Genomic DNA, 23,282 nt, shown 5'->3' on the forward strand with positions numbered 1-23,282 from the left:
GCGCGGCGCCGGCTTGCGGCGATGCGCGGCCGCCCGTCCGGAACGGACGGCGGCCCGCTATTTCGCGCCGACGACGCCGAGCGCGCTGCTGTAGTTCGGCTGCAGCCAGACCTTGTTCGCGTTCAGGTTCGTCGTGTCGAAGTAGATCGTGTTGCCCGAGCGCACGCCGATTCGCGCGATGTTGCCGTAGCGGCCGTTGACCTGATCGGCGATCTGCTTCGCCCACACGCTGCGATTGGTGTTGTACGGCGTGATCGGCTGCCGCACGTCAACGACTTCCGCGCCGCGCGCGTCGGTGCCCATCACGCGGAAGCGAACCTGTTGGCCGGCTTGCGGCACGACGCCCGGCTCGACGAACGCATGCGTCGCGACCCACGGGAAGCCCGATGCGCTCTCGTCCGCGGCGATCGTCACGTCGCTGCAGTTGAAGAAGCCTTCGTTGCCCGCGTCGATGCGCTGCCAGTAGCTGTACAGCACGGCGTCGCCGCTGCGGCCCGGTGGCAGCGTCACGTCGAGCTTGTAGAACGACTGGATCGAGCCGGGCAGATGGCCCGCGCCGTTCGCGGGGACGGGCGCGGGAGCCGGCGCTTCGTAGATCTGCTGCAGGTCGTCCCAGCGCAGCGGTCGCGACGGATCGTACGACGGCTTCGAGATGAACACGCGCATGCGCGCCGGATTGTGCGAGGTCGTGTTCTCCCAGAGGAGTTCAATGTGGCCGTTGCGTGGTGTCAGTTGCGTCTTGCGCCAGAGTGCAGTCGGCGCCTTGTCGAGACCGGCCTTCGACGTGTCGCCGCCCGCGCACAGCAGGCCGTCAGGCACCGCGGCCTTCAGTTGCGCGAGATCGTTGCCCTGGCCGACCGGGTTCGCGGACACCTCGTTCCATTGCGTGAAAGGGTAAGCCGAATTGCTGCCTGCGCGATAGGCGGCGCGGCAATCGTTGTTCGGGATTCCCGAGCCGTTGGGCGGGTCCCAATAGCCGCCCTCGAGGCGGCATTGGTATTGACGCGCGATCGGGAAGCCGACCGCGCCGTGCGCGGCTGCATCGTCGATGGGCGCGAGCAATGCGGCAAGCGAAGCGGCAAGCGTGGCGGTGGCACCGAGCGTGACGGCGCCGCGCGCCCGCCGGCGAGATGACGGCGCATCGAAGTGCGACTTCATGTAGCGTTCCTCCAAGTGAGTCCAGGTGAGAAATGACACAGCTCGCGGTCCGCAGTGTGGTAAAGATGCGTCGATTGTTTTGGATATCGAAATATGAGGCTTGCGCTTTCTTCTGAGGATTCCGTCAGGATGGTAGATGACGCCGCGCGTTCGCAGGCCTACCAGAAATGGCAGGCGCGGCGAAATCCGTGCGAGTCCGGCGCGCGAGACGTGCGCCGCCGCCCCGGCCGTTCGAGTCGCTCCGGGAAGAAAGCCGCAAGCAAAGAGACCGCAGCCTATCGTGTGCCCGGCAGCGAGCGTTACCGCGAAACTTAGGAGGTTGACCGGGTGGAATCGTGCCGTGCCCGTGTTGCGAACGGCGATTTGGCGGCTCGTCGCCGGGCGTAGAAAAACGCGGCTCGTGTTGCAGGTGACGGGCTGAGCATCGGGCGTCGCAACCCGTGTGCCCGCCGCGCGCCCGACGAAGCCGTGCTTGATTCGCGCGAGCCGCCACCGGGCGTTTGTGCGGCGACATGTTCGCCGCGCGCGCGTGACTGATCTCGTCAGTGCACGTAGGCGGCGGGCTGCGCGGGAACGCGGATCGCGAGCCCCGCGTCGAGCAGTGCGATGGAGAACCAGCGGGCGATCTTCAGCACGCCGCTGTCCGCGCAGCGCGGCAGCCAGTCGGCGAGCGCGCGCAGCGCCGCTTCGCTGCGCGTCGATTGCAGATGGGCGAGCGCCTGCAAGAGCCGAGCCTCGTCGCTGGCGAGCCCGCTCGTGCAGCGGCAGTGCGTGTCGAGCGGATGACACGCGTCGCACGTCAGGAAGCGCATCAGCATGTCGAAGTGCACGAGGCCGTCGGCGCGCAGGCCGGCGGCGGCCAGTACGTCGCGCCACGACCGCCGGCCGCGACGCGCGTCTTCGCCGGCGGCGGCGCACGGATGCAGCCAGGTGCGCACCGCGGTCAGCACGACCCGCTCGGCGTCGGTGTCGCGCGATGCGGCGTCGGCGTCGGCGAGTGGTGCGCCGCTCGTGTCGGCATGAGGGAAATGCATGGCGGAACCTCCGGGTTCAGAGCGGCCCGCGATCGGCGGGCCGCGCATCGATGTCGATCGGCGCGGCGGTCAGCGTGCGGGGCCGAGCCATTCGCGCACGTGCGCGCTGCGATCCGGGCGCCGTGCGCCGCTCGCGGGCTCTGCCGGCGTGCCGACGAACAGGAACCCGACGAGACTTTCGTTCGGGCCGAAGCCGAGCGCGTCGCGCAGCGCCGGCTCGTACGAGTCGACGCCCGTTGCCCAGAATCCGCCGTAGCCAAGCTGATGGATCGCATTGAGCATGTTCATCGCGGCCGCGCCGACGGCGAGCAACTGCTCGATCTCCGGCACCTTCGACGTGCGGTTCAGCGCGGTGCCGAGCGCGACGATGAGGGGCGCGGCCAGCGCCTTGCCGCGACGATGCTCGTGCGAACCGGGCGGATCGTCGGGCGCTCTCGCATCGGCGAGTTCGACGAGCAGGTCGCCGAACGCGTGGCGCGCCGCGCCCCGGATGACGACGAAGCGCCACGGGCGCAGATTGCCGTGGTCGGGGGCGCAAAGAGCGGCGTCGAAGATCGCGTCGAGCTCGCGCGGGCCGGGCGCGGGCTCGGTCAGCGGCCAGCGGGAACGGCGCGAAAGCAGTCCCCGCAGCAGGCCGTGCGGGTTGTCGGCGGCGGCGGCGACGGCGGCGACGGCGGCGCGCGCGGGCGCCGCAGCGGCGATGGCATCCATGGTCGAGGCTTCGGTATCGGTCGATGAACGGAGCACATCATCGGATAGTTTTGCCTTAAATGCAAACGATTCTCATTTGCGAGTAGGGTTAATTCGACGGCCGGCGCGGCGATTTGGAGCGGTGAGACGTCTCGCCTCGTCTTGCCGGCCGTCGGGAAGCCGAATGGATTCCAGGCCGGGGGGGCCGAGGCACACTTGCTGTCTTACGCGATAGATACGGAGGCGACGGCTGCGTCCGCTCGCTATTCGTGCAAATCAGGAAGCTTCCGGGCTATTCGTAGTCCATTCGATTTCTGTTGGTGCATGATCAAAATGCTCGAGCGCTTCTTGGGCGCCGGGGGCGGCGTCGCCAATTCGCGTCGCCAATTCAGCCTCACGTTCCGGTCCATTACGTGAATCGCAGTCGTCTCCGTGCGGGTCGCGTCTCCGGATATTAACTATCTGGTTAATCCATAAAATCCGGAGGGCGGTTCGATCCGTCCCCCGGGGTGATCGCCCGCATAGACAGACACGCCGGAAATCTGCCACGCTAGCCACGCGGGCGACGCCGGCTGCGCCGAGTCGGCGCATGCCGCCAACTGGCGGCCGCACCTTCGTGGTGCGGCGTGCCGCGTAAAAGTGCCAAATCAAACCGCGAAACGGATTCCAACAAGGCACGCTCTTTGCTCGCTACGCATTGCGCCGGTTCGGCATGGAGAGATGCCGAGTGAATGATGGATGGAGAACTTTTCGATGAAGCCGTTCGACGAAATGCTGCAACCCGGCGATACCGTACGCGCGCCGTATGAGCGCTTGAAGCAATGGCTCGACACGCAGGACCCCGCGAGCCTGGCCCAGAAGGCGCATGACGCCGAGGGCGTGTTCCGCAAGACCGGCATCACGTTCGCCGTTTATGGCGACGCCGAGGCCGCCGAGCGGCTGATTCCTTTCGACATCGTGCCCCGGATCATTTCCGGACACGAATGGAATCGGCTGTCGCAGGGGATCGAGCAGCGCGTGATGGCGCTCAATGCGTTCCTCGACGACATCTATCACCGTCAGGAGATCGTCCGCGCGGGGATCGTGCCGAAGCACCTGATCGCGCACAACGATGCGTTCCTGCCCGAGATGATCGATTTCAGGCCGCCCGGAAACGTTTACACGCACATCATCGGCGTCGACATCGTCCGGACTGCGGAAAATCAGTTCTACGTACTCGAAGACAATGCGCGCACGCCGTCCGGCGTGTCGTACATGCTCGAGAACCGCGAAACGATGATGCAGCTCTTCCCCGAGCTGTTCCAGCAGGTGAAGGTGCGGCCCGTCGAAACCTATCCGCAACTGCTGCGTCAGTCGCTCGCGGCCGTCTGCCCGCCCGGCGGCAACGCGGACAACCCCACCGTCGCGGTGCTCACGCCCGGCATTCACAACTCCGCGTACTACGAGCACGCGTTCCTCGCCGACCAGATGGGCGTGCATCTCGTCGAAGGAAGCGATCTGCAGGTGATAGGCGATCGCGTAGCGATGCGCACGACCGAAGGTTTCAAGCCGATCGACGTGCTGTATCGCCGCCTCGACGACGCGTTCCTCGATCCGCTCACCTTCCGACCGGATTCGGTGCTGGGCGTCGCGGGGATCATGGACGTCTATCGCGCGGGCAACGTGACGATCGCGAACGCGCCCGGCACGGGCATCGCCGACGACAAGGCGATCTACTCGTACATGCCGGAGATCGTCGAGTTCTACACCGGCCGCCGGGCGATGCTCGAGAACGTGCCGACCTGGCGCTGCGCGGAAGCGGACAGCCTCAAGTACGTGCTCGAGCATCTGGAGGAACTCGTCGTGAAGGAGGTGCACGGCTCGGGCGGCTACGGGATGCTGGTCGGCCCGGCCGCGTCGAAGGCCGAGCGCGAAGCGTTCGCGGCGAAGCTGCGCGCGAAACCGTCGAACTACATCGCGCAGCCGACGCTCGCGCTGTCGACGACGCCGATCCTGACGGAGAAGGGCCTCGCGCCGCGCCACGTCGATCTGCGGCCATTCGTGCTCGTGTCCGACCGGATTCGCATCACGCCGGGCGGCTTGACGCGGGTCGCGTTGAAGGAGGGTTCGCTCGTCGTCAACTCTAGCCAGGGCGGCGGCACCAAGGATACCTGGGTGCTCGCCGACTGACGCACGCGCGAGGCGGCGCATGCGCGCGCGGCGCGCGCGTAGGGGCGCGCCGCACCGAACAACGATCGGAGTGGACGGCAAACATGCTTCTCGGACGCACAGCAAGCGGTCTTTACTGGATGTATCGCTATATCGAGCGAGCGGAGAACACCGCGCGGATCGTCGACGCGGGATTGCGGATGGCGCTCACCCGCACGTCGGACGCGCCGGCGGAGTGGTCGTCGGTGCTCGTCAGCTCCGGCGCGGACGACGGCTATCGTCAGAAGTACGAAACTTATGCGGCCGACACGGTCGCCGACTATCTGCTGCGCGATCGCGACAATTCGTCGAGCGTGCTGTCGTGCATCGAATGCGCACGCTCGAACGCGCGGATGGTGCGCACGGCGCTCACGCGCGAGGCGTGGGAGAGCGTGAACGGCGCGTGGCTCGCGATCAAGCGCGCGCTCGCGCAGCCGATCCGCGCGAGCGCGCTGCCCGCGATCCTCGACGAGATCAAGCGCGAGACCGCGCTGATCCTCGGCAGCTTCTACAGCACGATGCTGCGCAACGAGATCTTCGATTTCGCGCAGATCGGCGCGTTCATCGAGCGCGCGGACAACACCGCGCGGATTCTCGACGTCAAGTATCACCTGCTGCTGCCGTCGGTGTCGCACGTCGGCACGATCCTCGACAACTATCAGTGGGAATCGATCCTGCGCTGCGTCGCCGCGCACCGGTCGTATCGCTGGGTCTACGACGTGCAATACAAGCCGACGAACATCGCCGACTACCTGATCCTGAACGGACGGATGCCGCGTTCGCTGCGCTATTGCTACGGACGCGTCGTGTCGAGCCTCGAGCATCTCGCGAAAGATTACGGCGTCACGCACGGTTGTCACGAAACGGCCGCCAAAATCAAGCAGTCGCTCGAAGACAACACGGTCGAACGCATCTTCAAGAGCGGGCTGCACGAGTTTCTGACGGATTTCATCGCCAAGAACAACAGTCTCGGCATCGAAATCGCCCAAGCCTACAACTTCGATTGAGATCAGCCATGCGCCTCGCCATCCGCCACATCTCGCGCTTCCAATTCGACGAACACGCTGCGTACGTGCTGCAGCGCCTGCGGCTGCGCCCGCAAAGCGGCCCGAGCCAGACCGTGAGGGCCTGGCAGGTGACGATCGACGGCGTCGAGCCGACGCTCACGTACGCGGATGGACTCGGCAATCGCGTCGACCTCGTGCGGCACGATCGCGACAAGCCGGAGATCGCGATCATCGCGGCGGGCGTCGTCGAGACGCAGGATCGCGCCGGCATCCTCGGCAACGCCGATTCGTATGCGCCGCCGTGGGTGTTCGAGCGCGCGACCGACCTCACGCGCGCGGGCGACGCGATTCGCGCGCTCGCCGACGCGCTGCCGATCGAGCACAAGAGCCTCGATGCGCTGCATTGGCTGATGACCGAGGTGCACAGCCGGATCGCCTACGAGCCGAACGCGCAGGCGGCGCCGCGCGACGCGGAGACCGCGCTGCAAAGCGGCGTCGGCACGAGCCGCGACCACGCGCACGTGTTCGTCGCGACGGCGCGCGCGCTGAAGATTCCGGCGCGTTACGTGTCGGGCTATTTGCTGACGGACGGCTCGATGCAGCGGATCGCCGAAGCGCTGCATCAGGCGAGCGGCGTCGCGCAGCAGGCGATGCAGATGCGGCATGACGCGGACGGCGCGCACGAAGCGCCGGGCGACGCGGTGCGCCAGACGAGCGTCGCGATACAGGAAGCGGCGGTCGCGATGCAGCCGCAATCGGGCCACGCGTGGGCCGAGGCGTACATCGAAGGGCTCGGCTGGGTCGGCTTCGATCCGTTCATGAACCGTTGCCCGGACGAGCGTTACGTGCGGATCGCGGCGGGCCTCGATTATCGCGACACGATGCCGGTCTACGGTCCCGGCGCGAAGCCGGTCGGCGTCGAGATCAGCGTGATCCAATCCCCGGAACTCGTCTGACGCGCCCGCGAGCCGCCACGCGGCGCAACGGACGGCGGCGCGTTCGCGCCGCCCCGCGCCGCCACGCCGTCTCATCCCGACGCCCCTGCAACCGCAACGAACGGCCCACGCCATGTCCATTCACGTCGCGCTTCACCACGTCACCCGCTACCGCTACGACCGGCTCGTCCACCTCGGGCCGCAAGTCGTGCGCCTGCGGCCCGCGCCGCATTGCCGCACGCCGATCCTGTCGTATTCGATGAAGATCGAGCCCGCGCAGCACTTCGTCAACTGGCAGCAGGACCCGTTCGCGAACTACATGGCGCGGCTCGTGTTTCCCGAGCAGACGCGCACGTTCGAGATCGCGATCGATCTCGTCGCCGAGATGTCGGTCTACAACCCGTTCGACTTCTTCCTCGAGGAGCGCGCGGAAACCTTTCCGTTCGATTACGACGATGCGCTGCGCCGCGAGCTTGCGCCGTATCTCGCGTGCGATCCCGATACGAGCGCGTCCGACGCATTTCGTTCGTATCTCGAATCGATCGACCGCACGCCGCCGGGCACCGTGAACTTCCTCGTCGCGCTGAACCAACAGTTACAGCGTGACATCCGCTATGTCGTGCGGCTCGAGCCGGGCGTGCAGACGCCCGAGGAGACGCTCACGCTCGCATCGGGCTCGTGTCGCGACAGCGGCTGGCTGCTCGTGCAGTTGTGTCGTCATCTCGGTCTCGCCGCGCGCTTCGTGTCCGGCTATCTGATCCAGCTGACGCCCGACGTGAAGTCGCTCGACGGCCCGAGCGGCGCCGAGGTCGACTTCACCGATCTGCACGCGTGGTGCGAGGTGTACCTGCCGGGCGCGGGCTGGATCGGCTTCGATCCGACGTCCGGACTGCTCGCGGGCGAGGGCCATATTCCGCTCGCCGCGACGCCGCAGCCGACGAGCGCCGCGCCCGTCGAGGGGCTCGTCGACGAATGCGAGGTCGAGTTCGAGCACGAGATGCGCGTCACGCGCATCTACGAATCGCCGCGCGTGACGAAGCCGTACACCGACGAAGCGTGGCGGCACGTGTTGCGGCTCGGCGCGCAGGTCGACGCCGAGCTCGAGGCGGGCGACGTGCGCCTCACGCAGGGCGGCGAGCCGACGTTCGTGTCGATCGACGACCGCGACGGCGCCGAATGGAACACCGACGCGCTCGGGCCGACGAAGCGCGGCCATGCGACGTCGCTCGTGCAGAAGCTGCGCGCCGAGTACGGCGCGGGCGGCTTCCTGCACTTCGGCCAGGGCAAGTGGTATCCGGGCGAGCAGTTGCCGCGCTGGGCGCTGTCCGTGTTTTGGCGCGCGGACGGCGAGCCCGTCTGGCGCGATCCGGCGCGCTTCGCCGACGAGCGCGAGCCGTCGGCCCATACGACCGCGGACGCCGAGCGCTTCGTCCGCGCGCTCGCGGCGCGCCTCGGTATCACGAGCGATTACGTGACGCCCGGCTACGAGGACGTCTGGTATTACCTGTGGCGCGAGCGGCAACTGCCGGTGAACGTCGATCCGTTCGATGCGCGGCTCGACGACGAGCTCGAGCGCGCGCGGCTGCGCAAGGTGTTCTCGCAGCAGCTCGACAGCGTGATCGGCTACGTGCTGCCGCTCAAGCCGCTCGCGCCGAATCCGGCGCTCGCGGGGCCGCGCTGGGAGACGGGCCCGTGGTTCTTCCGCGACGAGCGGATGTATCTCGTGCCGGGCGATTCTCCGATGGGCTACCGTCTGCCGCTCGATTCGCTGCCGTGGGTGAGCCGCGGCGATTATCCGTATCTCGTCGAGCGCGATCCGTTCGCGCCGCAGGGCGCGCTGCCGGACGCGAACGCGCTGCGCGCGCGCTATCCGCAGCGCTTCGAGTCCGCCGCATGGATCACGCGCACGGCGCTGTGCGTCGAGGTGCGCAATGGCGTGCTCTACGTGTTCATGCCGCCGGTCGCGGCGCTCGAGGACTATCTCGATCTGCTGACGACGGTCGAGCTGACGGCTGAGTCGCTCGACGTGAAGCTCGTGCTCGAAGGCTATCCGCCGCCGCGCGACGCGCGCCTGAAGATGCTCCAGGTGACGCCCGATCCCGGCGTGATCGAAGTGAACATCCATCCGGCGCACGACTTCGACGAGCTCGTTCAGCACACCGAATTCCTGTACGACGCCGCGTATCGATCCAGGCTGTCGAGCGAGAAGTTCATGGTCGACGGCCGGCATGTCGGCACGGGCGGCGGCAATCACTTCGTGCTCGGCGGCGCGACGCCCGCGGACAGCCCGTTCCTGCGCCGTCCCGACCTGCTCGCGAGCCTGATCGCGTATTGGCACAATCATCCGTCGCTGTCCTATCTGTTCTCGGGGCTCTTCATCGGCCCGACGAGCCAGGCGCCGCGCGTCGATGAGGCGCGCGACGATCAGGTCTACGAGCTGGACATCGCGTTCGCCGAGATCCGCCGCAACAAGCTGCGCTACGGCGACGACATGCCGCCGTGGCTCGTCGACCGCGTGCTGCGCAATCTGCTGATCGACGTGACGGGCAACACGCACCGCAGCGAATTCTGCATCGACAAGCTTTATTCGCCGGATTCGGCGACGGGGCGCCTCGGCCTGCTCGAGCTGCGCGCGTTCGAGATGCCGCCGCACGCGCGGATGAGCGTCGTCCAGCAACTGCTGCTGCGCGCGCTGATCGCGCGCTTCTGGCGCGCGCCGTATGAGACTCCGCTCGCGCGCTGGGGCACCGCGCTGCACGATCGCTTCCTGCTGCCGACGTTCGTCAGGATGGATTTCGACGACGTGCTGACCGAAATGCGCGAAGCGGGCTTCGCGTTCGATCCGGCATGGTTCGCGCCGCACTTCGAATTCCGTTTTCCGCTGTTCGGGCAGATCGCGGTGCGCGGCGTCGCGCTCGCGCTGCGCGGCGCGCTCGAGCCGTGGCACGTGATGGGCGAGGAAGGGGCGATCGGCGGCACCGTGCGCTACGTCGATTCGTCGCTCGAGCGGCTCGAGGTCCACGTGAGCGGGCTGAACGACAGCCGCTACGTCGTGACCGTCAACGGCCGCGCGCTGCCGCTGCAGCCGACCGGCACCGCCGGCGAATACGTCGCCGGCGTGCGCTACAAGGCGTGGGCGCCGCCTTCGGCGCTGCATCCGACGATCGGCGTGCACGCGCCGCTCACGTTCGACATCGTCGACACGTGGATGCGGCGCTCGCTCGGCGGCTGCCGATATCACGTCGCGCACCCCGGCGGCCGCAACTACGACACGTTCCCCGTGAACGCTTACGAAGCAGAAAGCAGGCGGCTCGCGCGCTTCGTGTCGATGGGGCACACGCCGGGCGCGATGACGGCCGAGCCCGCCGCGCCGAGCCGCGAGTTTCCGTTCACGCTGGATTTGCGGCGTGGCTGAACGGATTCGGGCGGCGCAGCGGTTGCGCGATGCGGCGAGGGTGTCGGCAACGCCGCGCGCGGCGGGCGTGCGCGGCGCAGCGGGCGTGCCGCGCCGGGCAAGAATGTTAGGATTCGACATCGATGAGCGGCGCGCGCCGCGCGCGGGCGGCGTTCGCCTCGCGGCGGCGCGGGCCGCCCGCCTTTGAAGAATCGAATCGTGCTTTCACTTTCCTCCGACGACGATCTCGCCGCCGACGCGATGCAGACGCTATTCGACACGGGTTCGCAGCAGGACGCGGCCGAGCTCGGCGCGGCGCTCGCCGCGCCCGCGGTCACGGGCCGCTACGACGAGCTGCGCGGCGGTGCGGCCGCGCTGTCGAGCGCATCGCTCGCGCCCGCGTGGCGCGCATTCTTCATGCAACTCGGCAGCGTCGGCTTCGCCGATCTCGACCGCCGCGCCGACGCGCTGCAGCGCCGGATGCGCGAGAACGGGCTCGCCTACCACCCGCACGAGCGGGCGGCGGGCGGCGGCGCGGTGCGGCCGTGGTCGCTCGACCTGCTGCCGCTGATTGTCGCGCCCGACGACTGGGCGACGATCGAGCGCGGCGTGCTCCAGCGCGTGCGCCTGCTCAACGCAATCCTCGCCGATCTCTACGGAGAGCAGACGATCCTGCACCGCGGGCTCCTGCCGCCCGCGCTCGTCACCGGACATCCCGGCTACCTGCGGCCGATGTGCGGCGCGCGCGCGCCGGGCGGCACGTGGCTGCACGTCGTCGCGTTCGATCTCGCGCGCGGGCCGGACGGCGCGTGGCGGATGATGGCGCAGCACACGCAGGGGCCGTCGGGGCTCGGCTATCTTCTGGAGAATCGGCTGATCGTGTCGCGGCTCTTCCCGCGCGCGTTCCGCGGCCTGCATGTGCAGCGGCTCGCCGCGAGCTATCGCGCGCTGTTGCAGAGCATGCAGGCGCTGAGCCCCGCGCGGAAGAATTCGCGCATCGTGCTGCTCACGCCGGGCCCGCATGCGGCGACCTATTTCGAGCATGCGTATCTCGCGCGCTATCTGGGCCTCACGCTCGTCGAAGGCGGCGACCTGACGGCGCGCGACCAGCGCGTCTACCTGAAGACGCTGCGCGGGCTCGAGCCCGTGCACGGCATCCTGCGGCGCGTCGACGACGAATGGCTCGATCCGCTCGAACTGCGCCCCGATTCGCTGCTCGGCGTGCCGGGGCTGATGCAGGCGGTGCGCGCGGGCAACGTGCTGCTCGCGAACCTGCCGGGCTCGGGCTTTCTCGAATCGCCCGGCATCCTCGGCTTCCTGCCGCGCCTCGCGCAGAGCCTGCTCGGCGAAACGCTGTCGCTGCCCGCGGTGCCGTCGTGGTGGTGCGGCGAGCAAGCCGCGTGCGACGAAGCGCTGCCGCTCCTCGCGCGTAGCATCGTGAGGCCGACGTTTCCCGCGAGCGTGCAGGCGGGCGGCGCGTTCGAGCCGGTGATCGGCGCGCGGCTCGCGCCGCCGCAACTCGCCGAATGGCGCGCGCGGATCGCCGCGCGGCCCGCGCACTACACGATTCAGGCGGACTTGCCGCTGTCGCAGGCGCCGACCTGGGCGGGCGGCGCGGGCGCCGGAGACGGCGGCGCGCGGATCGTGCCGCGGCCGCTGCTGCTGCGCGTGTTCGCGCTCGCGGACGGCGCGGGCTCGTGGCGTGTGCTGCCGGGCGGCCTCGCGCGCGTCGGCACGCGCGACGAGCTGTTCAACGCGCCGATGCCGCGCGGCGGCAGCAGCGTCGACACATGGGTGATGACCGAAGGCGCGGTCGATCCGACCACGCTGCTGCAGACGCATCTCGGCCCCGACGACTTGCAGGAGCGTTCGCGCGCGATCGCGAGCCGCGCGGCGGAGAACCTGTTCTGGCTCGGCCGCTACACCGAGCGCGCGACGAACCTCACGCGGCTCGCGCGCGCGGCGCTCGAGCGGCTGCGCGGCGAGGATGACGTCGAGACGCCCGTGCATCTTCATTTGCTCGACGCATTGTGTCGCGACAACGGGCTGCTGCCCGCCGACGCCCCATCGGCCGTCGAAGCGCCGCGCGGGTTCCAGCAGGCGCTGACGCTCGCGCTCACGCATCGAGCGGACCGCTCGACGGGGATCGCGTCGTGCCTGTTCGGCATGCGCGGCGCGGCGGCGGCGATTCGGGAGCGGCTCTCGCGCGAGCAATGGCGCCTGATCGACGACGCGACGCAATTGTTCGACGAAGGCGGCGACGACACGGAACCCGAGGAGCAGCTCGGCAACGACGCGCTGCAGCGTCTCGAGCGGCTGAATCTGCTGCTGTCGGCGATCACGGGCGCGCAGACCGACAACATGACGCGCGACGACGGCTGGCGCCTGCTGTCGATCGGCCGCCAGATCGATCGCCTCGAATTCCTGGGCGGCGTGCTAGGCCACGCGTTCGACGACGACGCGATTCACAAGCAGGAGGGCTTCGAGCTCGTGCTCGAGCTGTTCGACAGCGGCATCACGTTTCGCTCGCGGTTCCAGCGCTGCTTCGACGTGGCGCCGCTGCTGTCGCTCGTCGTGCTCGACACCGACAATCCGCGTTCGCTCGCGTGGGTCGCGCAGGCGCTGCGCGGCCGGCTGTCGAAGGTCGAGCGCAGCGAAGGCTATGCGCTGTCGGAGCTCGCCGACGGCATTCCGGACATCGCCGGCTGGCCGCTGCACGTGTTGTGCGAGACGGACGGCGACGGCCGCCACGCGGCGCTGCTCGCGCGCCTGCACGCATGCAGCAAGGCGGTGTGGGACTTGTCGAACCGGATCGGCGAGCGCTACTTCAGCCATGTGCGCGAGGCGGGCAGGTCGCTATGGGGATGACGACGCATTCGCCGGCGAACGCGAAGAAGGGCGCACGCACGCGCAAGACGGCTGCGCGCGCGCAGCCGGCAGGCAGCGCGCTCTTGCGCGTCACGCACGATACACGCTATCGCTACGCGGCGCGCGTGGAGTCCGCGCAGCATCAGGCGCGCTTGCGCCCGCTCGAGACGCCGCGCCAGCGCGTGCTCGAGTTCTCGCTCGAGATCGAGCCGCGCGCCGAAGGGCTCGTCGTCGACACCGATTCGTTCGGCAACGAGCGCACGTCGTTTGCGATCAACCAGCCGCACGAGGAATTGTTCGTGCGCAGCCGCAGCGTCGTGCGGGTCGCGCCGCCCGCGCTGTCGGCGGGCAAGCGCGGCGAGCCGCCGCCCGCGATCGCCGCGCCGCGCGCCGGATGCGCGAGCGCGTGGGAAGCGGTGCGCGAGCGCCTGACGTTTCGCGCGGGGCGGCCGTTCGATCCGGCGAGCGAATTCGTGTTCGCTTCGCCGCACGTCGAATGCCATCCGGATCTCGTCGCGTACGCGGCGTCGAGCTTCTCGCCGGGCCGGCCGCTCGTGCAGGCCGCGTGGGAGCTGATGCGCCGCATCCACGCCGATTTCGCGTACACGCCGAGCAGCACCGACGTCGGCACGACCGCGCTCGATGCGCTCGCGCTGCGCAAGGGCGTGTGCCAGGACTTCGCGCACGTGATGATCGGTGCGCTGCGCTCGCTCGGGCTCGCCGCACGCTACGTGAGCGGCTATCTGCTGACGCAGCCGCCGCCGGGACAGCCGCGGCTGATCGGCGCGGATGCGTCGCACGCGTGGGTCGAGGTCTACGATCCGGCGTGGCCCGAGGATGGCGGCTGGCTGCAGCTCGATCCGACCAACGATCGCGCGCCCGGCGACGATTACGTGATGCTGTCGATCGGCCGCGACTACGCGGACGTGACGCCGCTGCGCGGCGTCATCCGCGGCGGCGGCGCGGATCAGGTGCTGACGGTCGGCGTGACGGTGGAGCCGCTCGATTCGGCGTCTTGAATCTCGATGCGCGCGTGAGCGAGTCGCGGCGACGCGCGCGGGCATCGGTCGCTCGCGTGCGAACCGGAACGCGCGCATTGCGCGGCGCGAACGTTCGGCATACGTTGTTTCGGAATCCGATGCGGCGCTTGCGGTGCCGGAACGGTTCGTCGATGGCAGTCGGAGAAAGCGCGGCCGACGAGTTGCGGTGCGGCGCGAATCGAGACGCACGCTTTCGATCCGTGGCCGCATCGTTCAATGGTTGTGCCGCACGCGCGAGATGAGCGCTTGCTGCGGGGCCTTGCGGCTCAGCAGCAGCGTGACGATCGCGGACAGCGCGAGCGTCGCCGCGACGACGTACAGCCCCGCCGCATAGCCGCCCGTCAGATTCTTCAGCCAGCCGATCGCGAACGGGCCGACGAAGCCGCCGAGGTTGCCGATTGAATTGATCATCGCGATGCCCGCGGCCGCGCCCGCGCCGGACAGAAACATGCTCGGCATCGCCCACAGCGGCGCCTTCGCGGCGCTGATCCCGACGTTGACGACGACGAGCGCGAGCACGGTGAGCAGCGCGGTGCTTGCCTGGCCCGCGAAGACGAAGCCGACGCATGCGAGCACGCACGGAATCACGACATGCCAGGTTCGTTCTCCGGTGCGATCGGAGCGCCGCGCCCACAGGATCATCGCGACGACTGCGGCGAGGCTCGGAATCGCGTTCAGCAGGCCGGTTTCGAGCGCGCTGAAGCCGAATTGCCGGATCATTAGCGGCGCCCACAGGCCGAGCGTGTAGAGGCCCGCCGACGTGCCGAAGTAGATGAGCGAGAGCGCCAGCACGCGCGGATCGCGCAGCGCGTTCCACGCTCCCGCGGTGTGGCCCGCGTGCGCGTGGCGCAGATCGGCTTCCGCATCGAGTTTCGCGATCAGCCATTCGCGCTCGTCGGCTCGCAGCCAGTGCGCGTTCGACGGTGCATCGGTGAGGAAATTCAGGACGACGAAGCCTAGCGCGATCGCCGGCAGCGCCTCGATGACGTAGAGCGTTTGCCAGTTCGCGAGGCCGAACATCGGCGGCAACTGCATGATCGCGCCCGACAGCGGCGAGCCGAGCGCCGTCGAGATCGGCGCGGCCGCCATGAACCACGCGGCGGCGAGCGCACGTTGCTTCGCGGGAAACCACAGGCTCAGGTACAGGATGATGCCGGGAAAGAAGCCCGCCTCGGCGACGCCGAGCAGAAAGCGCAGCGCGTAGAAGCTCGCCGGGCCGGCCGCGAACGCGGAAGCCGCCGATACGATACCCCACGTGATCATCACGCGCGCGATCCAGATGCGCGCGCCGACGCGATGCAGGATCAGGTTCGACGGCACCTCGAACAGGAAGTAGCCGATGAAGAAGAGGCCGCCGCCGAGCCCGAACGCGGTCGGCGACAGCCCGATCGCCTTGTTCATCGTCATCGCGGCGAAGCCCACGTTGACGCGATCGAGAAAGCTGACGAAGTAGAGCAGCATCACGAACGGGATGATGCGCCACGTGAGTTTCCGGGAAACCCGGGACTCGAGATCGGGTTGCATGTGTCTCCTCCTTGGAGGTCGAGCCGTGCTCTATTGGAAAGATCCGGACGACGCGCGACGGCTTCGAGGCGGGCGGCGCGCGATCGTTGTCGCGCGCGCCGGCCGGGAGACCGGTGCGTGCGCATCGCGCGGCCGCGCTGCGTTTCTCCGCGCGGTTTCTCGATCGAAATCCGCGCCGCCGTTCGTCGTTCGATCGAAGCGGCGTGACGCGCCGGCTTCGATGGGTGTTTCTCGGCGCATCGGCCATCGCTGCCACGCCGGTTTCTGCGAACTGGTCAGGCGCGATTGCGGCAGCAGTCGAACTGCATGACGTCATGGCTCATTCGCCGGCGCGCGCGTCACGATCGCGTGGCGATGCCTAATGCCTAATGCCTAATGCCTAATGCCTAATGCCTAATGCCTAATGCGTGATGCGTGATGCGTGATGCGTGATGCGTGATGCGTCGTGCCTAATGCAAAGCCAACCGAGAAGCGACGCGATGCCATACTGCGGCCGGCCGCACCCCGCGTTCGACGCGAAGCCGGTCCACGCGCCGCGCGATGCCGAAGCAATGCGGCTCGCGCGCATCGCATGCCCGCACCGGGCGTCACGCGGTGACTTCGGCCCTCTCGACGAGCGCGCAGACGGCGGCGGTCACCTGCGCCGTCGTTGCGCGGCCGCCGAGGTCGCCCGTGTGAAGCGACGGGTTCGCGGTGACGGCCTCGATCGCGCGCATCACGCGCGCGGCGCTTTCCGTTTCACCCAGATGCTCGAGCAGCATCACGACCGACCAGAACGTGCCGATCGGATTCGCGAGCCCCTTGCCCATGATGTCGAACGCGGAGCCGTGGATCGGCTCGAACATCGACGGATAGCGGCGCTCCGGATCGATGTTGCCGGTCGGCGCGATGCCGAGGCTGCCCGCAAGCGCCGCGGCGAGATCGCTCAGGATGTCCGCGTGGAGGTTCGTCGCGACGACCGTGTCGAGCGACGCCGGCCGGTTGACCATGCGTGCGGTGGCCGCGTCGACGAGCTCCTTGTCCCATGTCACGTCGGGAAACTCGGCCGACACCTGCTTCGCGATCTCGTCCCACATCACCATCGCGTGGCGCTGCGCGTTGCTCTTCGTGATGACCGTCAGCCGCTTGCGCGGACGCGATTGCGCGAGCCGGAACGCGAAGCGCATGATCCGCTCGACGCCTGCGCGCGTGAGAATCGACACGTCCGTCGCCGCTTCGATCGGATGTCCCTGGTGCACGCGCCCGCCGACGCCCGCGTATTCGCCCTCGGAGTTCTCGCGGACGATGACCCAGTTCAGATCGTCGGGCGTGCAGCGCTTGAGCGGCGCATCGATGCCGGGCAGGATGCGCGTCGGGCGCACGTTCGCGTACTGGTCGAAGCCCTGGCAAATCTTCAGACGCAAGCCCCACAGCGTGATGTGGTCGGGCACGTCGGGGTCGCCCGCCGAGCCGAACAGGATCGCGTCCTTGTCGCGCAGCGCGTCGAGGCCGCCGTCGGGCATCATCACGCCGTGTCGGCGATAGTAGTCGGCGCCCCAGTCGAAGTTCTCGAATTCGAACGCGAAGCGTCGAGTGGTTCCGGCGAGCGCCTCCAGCACCTGCTTGCCCGCGGGAACGACTTCCTTGCCGATGCCGTCGCCCGGAATGGTCGCGATTCGATAGGTCTTCATGCCTCCATCCTCTGAAATTCGTGAATGTGAGCGCACTTTATCGAACTGCGAGTCAAGAAACCGGTGCTAGACTCAAAGCATCCTTAACTTTAATTCACAAGCGAAACCGTGACGGATGCCGTTCAGCCCGCCGACCTGGGTTTCTTCTCGACGCTCGCCGCATCGGGCAGCCTGAGCGCCGCCGCCCGCGAACTCGGACTGACGGCGGCGGCCGTCAGCAAGCGGCTCACGCAGATGGAGCAGCGCGCCGGCGTGCCGCTCGTCAACCGCACGACGCGGCGGATGATGCTGACGCCGGAAGGGGAGGCCTATCTCGAGTACGCGCGCCGGATACTCGACCAGATCGACGAACTGGGCGAGCTGCTCGGCAGTGCGAAGAAGAATCCGAAAGGGCTGTTGCGCGTGAACGCGACGCTCGGCTTTGGGCGCAGCCACGTCGGGCCCGCGATTTCGCGCTTCGTGGCCCGCTACCCGCAGGTGGCCGTGCAGTTGCAGCTGTCGGTGATGCCGCCGCCGCTCACCGACGATGCGTTCGACGTGTGCGTGCGCTTCGGCGAGCCGCCGGACACGCGGGTCGTCGCGCGGCGTCTCGCGCCGAACCGGCGGCTGCTGTGCGCGGCGCCGTCGTACGTCGCGAGGCACGGGATGCCGGCGACGCCGCACGATCTCACGAAGCACAACTGCATCGGCATCCGGCAGGGCGACGAAGGCTACGGCGTCTGGCGGCTGACGAGCGGGCGCGGCGCATCGCGCAAGACGGAGGCGATCCGGATCAACGGCAATCTGACGACGAACGACGGCGAAATCGCCGTCAAATGGGCGCTCGACGGACACGGCATCCTGATGCGCGCCGAGTGGGACATCGACGAATATCTCGCCGACGGCCGCCTCGTCGTCGTGTTGCCCGAGTACGAAACGCCGAGCGCGGACATTTACGCCGTCTATGCGCAGCGCCATCAGATGTCGACGCGGATTCGCGCATTCGTCGATTACCTGGCCGACGAGCTCGGCAGGCTGCGCAAGGGGTAGGCGCTTCGCCTATCGCGAGCGCGGACGACGCGGCGGGTTTCGTTCGGATTCTTGATCGATGGCGAACGGCCGGGTGAGGCGGGTGCTTTGTCTGTCGAGCGCCGGCCATTCACGAAGACGATGTGACGAAATCGATTCGCGCTCCCGATTTTCGGCAATGCATCGACGGCGGATTTTGTTCGCCGCATACGGCGCAGCGGGTGTCGAGCATCGTGCTCCAGGCGCCGCGCAGGCAATCGGTCAGGCCATATCCTCGCGGCTCATGCCGACGATCGCTCGCCTATCGGCGGCGTCGCGCGCGGGCGCACGCGCTGCGATGGGCGGGCGAGCGCGCGTCGGTACGGCCGCCGCCCGCTCAAATGTTCCATTGCGGCGCGATATCGTGCAGCCGCTGCCTGAGCTGCTCGATCTCGTGCGCCAGTTTCGCCGTCAGCGACACGTAGCCGGATAATTGCGCGGGCGGCGCGTACTCGCCGGCCTGCGCGGCCGGCCCGTGCAGCGGCCCGAGCCGGCTCAGCGTGCCGAACTTGAGCGCGCGCGCCGCGCCGACGAGCATCTCCTGAATCCGCCGGTTGTCCGCCTTCATCTGGGCCTGGACGAAGCGCCTGCCGGCTTCGTCGTCGGCACCGGGCTGCAGGTTCGACAGGATTTCGAGCGAGCTCATGCACAGCCGCAGGCTCCGCTGAATCGCGTCGAGCTGCGCCATCGACACGGAGATCTCTTTCGATACCGACGGCATCAGCGAGCGGAGCTGGACGAGCAGCGTATTGAGCTTCGCCATGTCCTTCAGATGCTCGTTGTCGCTCACGTGGCGCTCGCCCGCGATTCGCGCGTGGACGGCCGCGCAGCCGCGCAACGCGTCGGCGAGCCTGTAGCGCCACGAGTAGGTCGCGTAAAGCGGCAGCGCGAACGAGAATGCGAGCGCGATCGCGATGCCGATCAGCACGTTCACCGCGCGCCAGAGGCCGTCGGCGATCTCGTTGTCGCCGTGGCCGGCGACGATCACCATCGTGATCGCGGACAGCAGCGCGATATAGCCGGCCTTGCCGATCGCGTGATATGCGCAGAAGCCGCACGCGACGCTCATCACGAGAAACGTCAACGGCGACAGGTGCGCGGTGGTTTGCAGCAGGATCAGCGACAGGCCGGCGATCGCGCCGATCAGCGTGCCGAGCGCGCGCTCGGCGGCTTTCTTGCGGATGTTGCCGTGATGCTGAAGCCCGCCGATCACGATCAGCACCGTGATCGTCGCCCATTCGCCGTGCGGAATGTGCAGGCCGGTCGTCAGCGCGATCGAGGCGAGCACGCTCAGCGCGACGCGCGCCGCGTGGATCAGTTTCGCGTGGCGATAGCGGCGGTAGGGATCGAGCACCGGGCGCAGCGCGTTGCGGGCGAATCCGGGCAGGCGGGTCTGTAAGGTCGAGGTCATGATACTGCGCAGTGGCAATGAGGGCGGCGCGCCGTGCGCGGCGCGCATCGTGGCGGAGTCGATCGTTACGCTAACCTAAGCATGATGCGCTGTCCATCGCGGCGAGCGCGCGGCATGGCGATTCCCGCGCGGCGCGTAATGTCGACGCGCGTGGCGGTGCGATTCGCGGAGAAGCGGGTGCGGATGAATGCATGAGAAGAAACGGCGGCCGGGCGTCGCTTCGATGTCCGATCGATGTGCGTCCGATTGCGGTTGCGGCCAACGTTTGCAGTGACACGGCGAGGCGCGCCCATATCGCGGCGCGTTGCGCGCTGCGTGTCGTGTGCCGCGCAATGCGCATCGCGCGCTACGTGTCGCGCGCTACGCGCCGCGGAACCGGTCTCGATATTCGTGCAGCGACGTATCGAACGCACGCGCGAAGCTGCGCCGCAGCGTCGCGACGCTGCCGAACCCGCAGCGCTGCGCGATCTGCTTGGCGGGCAGCGCGGTTTCGCCGAGCAGGTTACGCGCGGTCTCGACGCGGATGCGCTCGACCGCCTTCGCGGGCGTCGTGCCGAATGCGTTGCGGTAATGGCGCACGAAGCTGCGCTCGCTCATGTTCACGCGGGCGGCGAGCGTCGGCACCGAGAGGTCGCCGGCCAGTTGACGCCGAATCCACGCATGCAGATCGGCGAACTGCCCGGACGCGCTCTGCAGTTCGATCGGCGTGCTGAACTGCGCCTGGCTGCCCGGCCGCACGAGGAACACGACGAGATGGCGCGCGACCGCGAGCGCGAGCGTGTGGCCGCAGTCGTTCGTCACGAGGCGCAGGCACAGATCGATGCCGGCCGTGACGCCCGCGGACGTCCAGATCGGCCCGTCCTGCACGAAGATCGGCGCATGCTCGACGCGCACCCGCGGGTGGCGCCGCGCGAGCTCGTCGCAGCATTGCCAGTGCGTGACCGCGCGGCGGCCGTCCAGCAGCCCGCACGCGGCGAGCAGGAACGCGCCGTTGCAGATCGACACGACGCGCCGCGCCTGCCGCGCGTGCGCGCGCAGCCAGGCGAGCGTGTCGGCGTCGCGCGCGGCCGCGTCGACGCCGACGCCGCCCGCGACGATCACCGTATCCGCCAGCGCGTCGATGGGCGGAAGCGGCTGCGTCGACAGCGAGATGCCCGTCGACGTCCGCACGCTGCGCCCGCCGCGCGAGACGACGCGGACGTCGTACGGCGCTTCGCCGCCGGTGTCGCGCGCGAGCTCGTTCGCGCTCGACAGCACTTGCAGCGGGCCCGACAAATCGAGGAGATTCAGATCCGGAAAGACGAGGATATAGACGATCATGCGCGCATCGGGAAAGCGTTGGCGGAAATTGCAACCAGTTTGGCATAACCGCCAATCGGCCGCGCGCTAAGCTGGTCGTCGTGCGGGGCGCTGCGTACCGTCCCGCGAGCCTTGCATCTCATCATCACTTTTCGAAAAGGACGAACCGTGCCCCCGACTGCACAACGACCGCTGAAAATCGGCTTTCTCCTCGCGCCCGGCGTTGCCGTGATGGATCTCTTCGGCGCGCACGCCGTGTTCGGCTTCGCGCCGCAGACCGAACTTCACCTGCTGTGGAAGACGCGCGATCCGATCTGCGCGTTGCCGCCGTTCCCGATCGCGGCGACGACGGCCTTCGCCGATTGTCCGGACGATCTCGACGCGTTCGTCGTCGGCGCGGTGCCGGCCGACGTGATCGCCGACGACGAAGTGATCGCGTTCGTGCGCCGGCACGCGAGCCGCGCGCGCTACGTGATCGGGATCTGCGGCGGCGTGTTGCTGCTCGGCGCGGCGGGCTTGCTGAACGGCCGTCGCGCGACCACCAATTTCCACGTGCTCGACGCGCTCGCCGATCTCGGCGCGCAGCCCGTCGGCGGCGGCGAGGTCGTGATCGACGGCAATCTGTATACGGCCGGCCCGGCCACGGGCGGCTTCGAGGCGGCGCTGCTCGTGCTTGCCGAGTTGCGCGGTGTCGACGAGGCGAAGCACGTCGAGCTGACGATCGAATATCATCCGCGCCCGCCGTTCGGCGTCGGCACGCCGGCGCTGGCCGGCCCGGCGCTGACGAACGAGGTGCTCGCCGCGCACGCATGGTTCTTCGAGCCGTGCAAGGACGCCGCGACGGCGATGTATCGGCGCGGCGGCTGAATGCGACACACGCGATGCCCTCAAAAAAGCGGCGCCGCGCAATCGAGCGCGGCGCCGTTTCTTGCTTGCGGTGCTAGTGTGTCAGCGCGTGAGCGCCGTGAAGCCGTCGAGCAGGCGCTCGACGTCCGCCGGTTCGATCGCGCCCATCGTCGACACGCGGAACAACGCGCTCGACAGCCCGCCTTGGCCCGCGTAGATCACGAAGCCGCGCGCCTTGAGCCCGTCGTGCAACTGCTCGTACGTGACACCGGCCGGGAGCCGGTACGCGCGCAGCACGACCGACGATTCGCCGTCCGGCAGCACGAGCGGCATCCCGCGCGCGGCGAGACCCGCGCGCACCTGCTCGGCGAGCGCCGCGTAGCGCGTGTGGCGCGCGCGCCAGCCGCCCGCCTCGTCGAATTCGCGCAGCGCCTCGACGAGCGCGTAGTACGCGTGAACCGACGGCGTGAACGGCGTGTTGCGCGCGTCCTGCAATGTCGCGAGCCGGCCGAGATCAAGGTAGTACGTGCGGCTCGCGGCCGACGCGAGCGCGCGGCGGCGCACGATCACGAACGCCGCGCCCGGCACGCCGTGCAGGCACTTGTTCGCGGTCGCGGCGATTGCGTCGATGTCGCCGCCAGCGAAATCGATCGCTTCCGCGCCGAAGCTGCTCACGCCGTCGACGAGCATCCGCACGCCGCGCGCGCGGCACACGGCGGCGAGCGCGTCGAGATCGTTCAGGCGGCCCGTCGTCGTTTCATGGTGGATCACCGCGACGTGCGTGATCGCGCGATCGGCGTCGAGCCTCGCGGCGACGCGCGCGAGATCCGGCGCCTGCATCCAGTCGTGCCTCAGCACCTCGTGCGCGATCCGGTACTGCGCGGCGATCTGCGTGATCCGCTCGCCGTACACGCCGTTTTCGATCACGAGCAGCTTGCCGTTCTCGGGGACGAGCGCGGCGATCATGCTCTCGACCGCGGCCGTGCCGGAGCCCGTCATCAGCACCGCGCTCCATTCGGCCGGATCGAGCGCATACGTGGCGACGAGCCGCGCGCGCGCCTCGTCTTGCAGATCGAAGAACTCGCTTTCGCGATGGCACAGGTCCGGCTGGAGGAGGCTCCTGCGCACGCGTTCCGTCAGCGTCACGGGGCCGGGATTCAGCAACAGCATCT

General features: G+C 68.6%; 17 protein-coding genes. 9 read left to right on the forward strand and 8 right to left on the reverse strand.

Going from position 1 to position 23,282, the window contains the following annotated elements:
* Positions 1-57: 57 nt before the first annotated feature.
* From WS91_RS16935 to WS91_RS16945, 3 genes are all read right to left on the reverse strand, one after another.
* Entirely contained in the window at positions 58-1,158 is a 1,101-nt protein-coding gene (locus WS91_RS16935) for a lytic polysaccharide monooxygenase (protein WP_059670664.1), read from the reverse strand.
* A gap of 542 nt (positions 1,159-1,700) precedes the next feature.
* Positions 1,701-2,192 carry a hypothetical protein gene (locus WS91_RS16940; RefSeq protein ID WP_059670656.1) on the reverse strand — a complete coding sequence of 164 codons (492 nt, stop codon included), beginning with the start codon at positions 2,190-2,192 and terminating at the stop codon, positions 1,701-1,703.
* A 69-nt stretch (positions 2,193-2,261) separates the two neighbouring features.
* Complete coding sequence (locus WS91_RS16945; protein WP_059670657.1) at positions 2,262-2,903, reverse strand: nitroreductase family protein; 642 nt, start codon at positions 2,901-2,903, stop codon at positions 2,262-2,264.
* A gap of 732 nt (positions 2,904-3,635) precedes the next feature.
* Between WS91_RS16945 and WS91_RS16950 the strand changes: the two genes are divergently transcribed.
* The 6 genes from WS91_RS16950 to WS91_RS16975 all read left to right on the forward strand — a co-directional run bounded on the left by WS91_RS16950 (position 3,636) and on the right by WS91_RS16975 (position 14,292).
* Positions 3,636-5,051, forward strand: coding sequence for a circularly permuted type 2 ATP-grasp protein (locus WS91_RS16950; RefSeq protein WP_038751525.1), 1,416 nt, complete (start codon positions 3,636-3,638; stop codon positions 5,049-5,051).
* Between the two features lie 83 nt (positions 5,052-5,134).
* Positions 5,135-6,076: an alpha-E domain-containing protein gene (locus WS91_RS16955; RefSeq protein WP_038751509.1), complete on the forward strand. Its 942-nt coding sequence runs from the start codon at positions 5,135-5,137 to the stop codon at positions 6,074-6,076.
* Between the two features lie 8 nt (positions 6,077-6,084).
* Entirely contained in the window at positions 6,085-7,032 is a 948-nt protein-coding gene (locus tag WS91_RS16960) for a transglutaminase family protein (RefSeq protein ID WP_038751506.1), read from the forward strand.
* Positions 7,033-7,144: 112 nt separating this feature from the next.
* Positions 7,145-10,426: a transglutaminase family protein gene (locus tag WS91_RS16965; RefSeq protein ID WP_059670658.1), complete on the forward strand. Its 3,282-nt coding sequence runs from the start codon at positions 7,145-7,147 to the stop codon at positions 10,424-10,426.
* A 240-nt stretch (positions 10,427-10,666) separates the two neighbouring features.
* Entirely contained in the window at positions 10,667-13,273 is a 2,607-nt protein-coding gene (locus tag WS91_RS16970) for a circularly permuted type 2 ATP-grasp protein (RefSeq protein ID WP_226377324.1), read from the forward strand.
* Positions 13,264-14,292, forward strand: coding sequence for a transglutaminase family protein (locus WS91_RS16975; RefSeq protein ID WP_059579644.1), 1,029 nt, complete (start codon positions 13,264-13,266; stop codon positions 14,290-14,292). The genes WS91_RS16970 and WS91_RS16975 overlap by 10 nt, the downstream gene beginning before the upstream one ends.
* 234 nt (positions 14,293-14,526) lie before the next feature.
* Here WS91_RS16975 and WS91_RS16980 read toward each other — a convergent pair whose 3' ends face one another.
* On the reverse strand, positions 14,527-15,837 hold the full coding sequence (locus WS91_RS16980) for an MFS transporter (protein ID WP_059670659.1): 1,311 nt from the start codon (positions 15,835-15,837) through the stop codon (positions 14,527-14,529).
* Between the two features lie 11 nt (positions 15,838-15,848).
* Between WS91_RS16980 and WS91_RS16985 the strand changes: the two genes are divergently transcribed.
* A complete protein-coding gene (locus tag WS91_RS16985; protein ID WP_059579648.1) occupies positions 15,849-16,199 on the forward strand; it encodes a hypothetical protein in 351 nt (116 codons plus the stop codon).
* A gap of 225 nt (positions 16,200-16,424) precedes the next feature.
* On the opposite strand, the gene WS91_RS16990 is transcribed toward WS91_RS16985, so the two are convergent.
* The gene (locus WS91_RS16990) at positions 16,425-17,507 is read right to left on the reverse strand and encodes a tartrate dehydrogenase (RefSeq protein WP_059579651.1); all 1,083 of its coding nucleotides are present in this window, start codon (positions 17,505-17,507) and stop codon (positions 16,425-16,427) included.
* A gap of 108 nt (positions 17,508-17,615) precedes the next feature.
* On the opposite strand from WS91_RS16990, the gene WS91_RS16995 reads away from it, so the two are divergent.
* Positions 17,616-18,536, forward strand: a complete 921-nt coding sequence (locus tag WS91_RS16995; protein WP_059579656.1) for a LysR substrate-binding domain-containing protein — start codon at positions 17,616-17,618, stop codon at positions 18,534-18,536.
* A gap of 355 nt (positions 18,537-18,891) precedes the next feature.
* Here the strand turns inward: WS91_RS16995 and WS91_RS17000 are convergent, their stop codons facing one another.
* Positions 18,892-19,965, reverse strand: a complete 1,074-nt coding sequence (locus WS91_RS17000) for an FUSC family protein (protein ID WP_059579659.1) — start codon at positions 19,963-19,965, stop codon at positions 18,892-18,894.
* A 360-nt stretch (positions 19,966-20,325) separates the two neighbouring features.
* Complete coding sequence (locus WS91_RS17005) at positions 20,326-21,285, reverse strand: GlxA family transcriptional regulator (protein ID WP_059670660.1); 960 nt, start codon at positions 21,283-21,285, stop codon at positions 20,326-20,328.
* Between the two features lie 147 nt (positions 21,286-21,432).
* Between WS91_RS17005 and WS91_RS17010 the strand changes: the two genes are divergently transcribed.
* The gene (locus tag WS91_RS17010) at positions 21,433-22,131 is read left to right on the forward strand and encodes a DJ-1/PfpI family protein (protein WP_081989918.1); all 699 of its coding nucleotides are present in this window, start codon (positions 21,433-21,435) and stop codon (positions 22,129-22,131) included.
* Between the two features lie 81 nt (positions 22,132-22,212).
* Here WS91_RS17010 and WS91_RS17015 read toward each other — a convergent pair whose 3' ends face one another.
* Positions 22,213-23,280: a 2-aminoethylphosphonate aminotransferase gene (locus WS91_RS17015; RefSeq protein WP_059670665.1), complete on the reverse strand. Its 1,068-nt coding sequence runs from the start codon at positions 23,278-23,280 to the stop codon at positions 22,213-22,215.
* Between the last annotated feature and the right edge of the window lie 2 nt (positions 23,281-23,282).

The organism is Burkholderia sp. MSMB1498 (assembly GCF_001526245.1).
In the GTDB taxonomy this organism is placed as follows: domain Bacteria; phylum Pseudomonadota; class Gammaproteobacteria; order Burkholderiales; family Burkholderiaceae; genus Burkholderia; species Burkholderia savannae.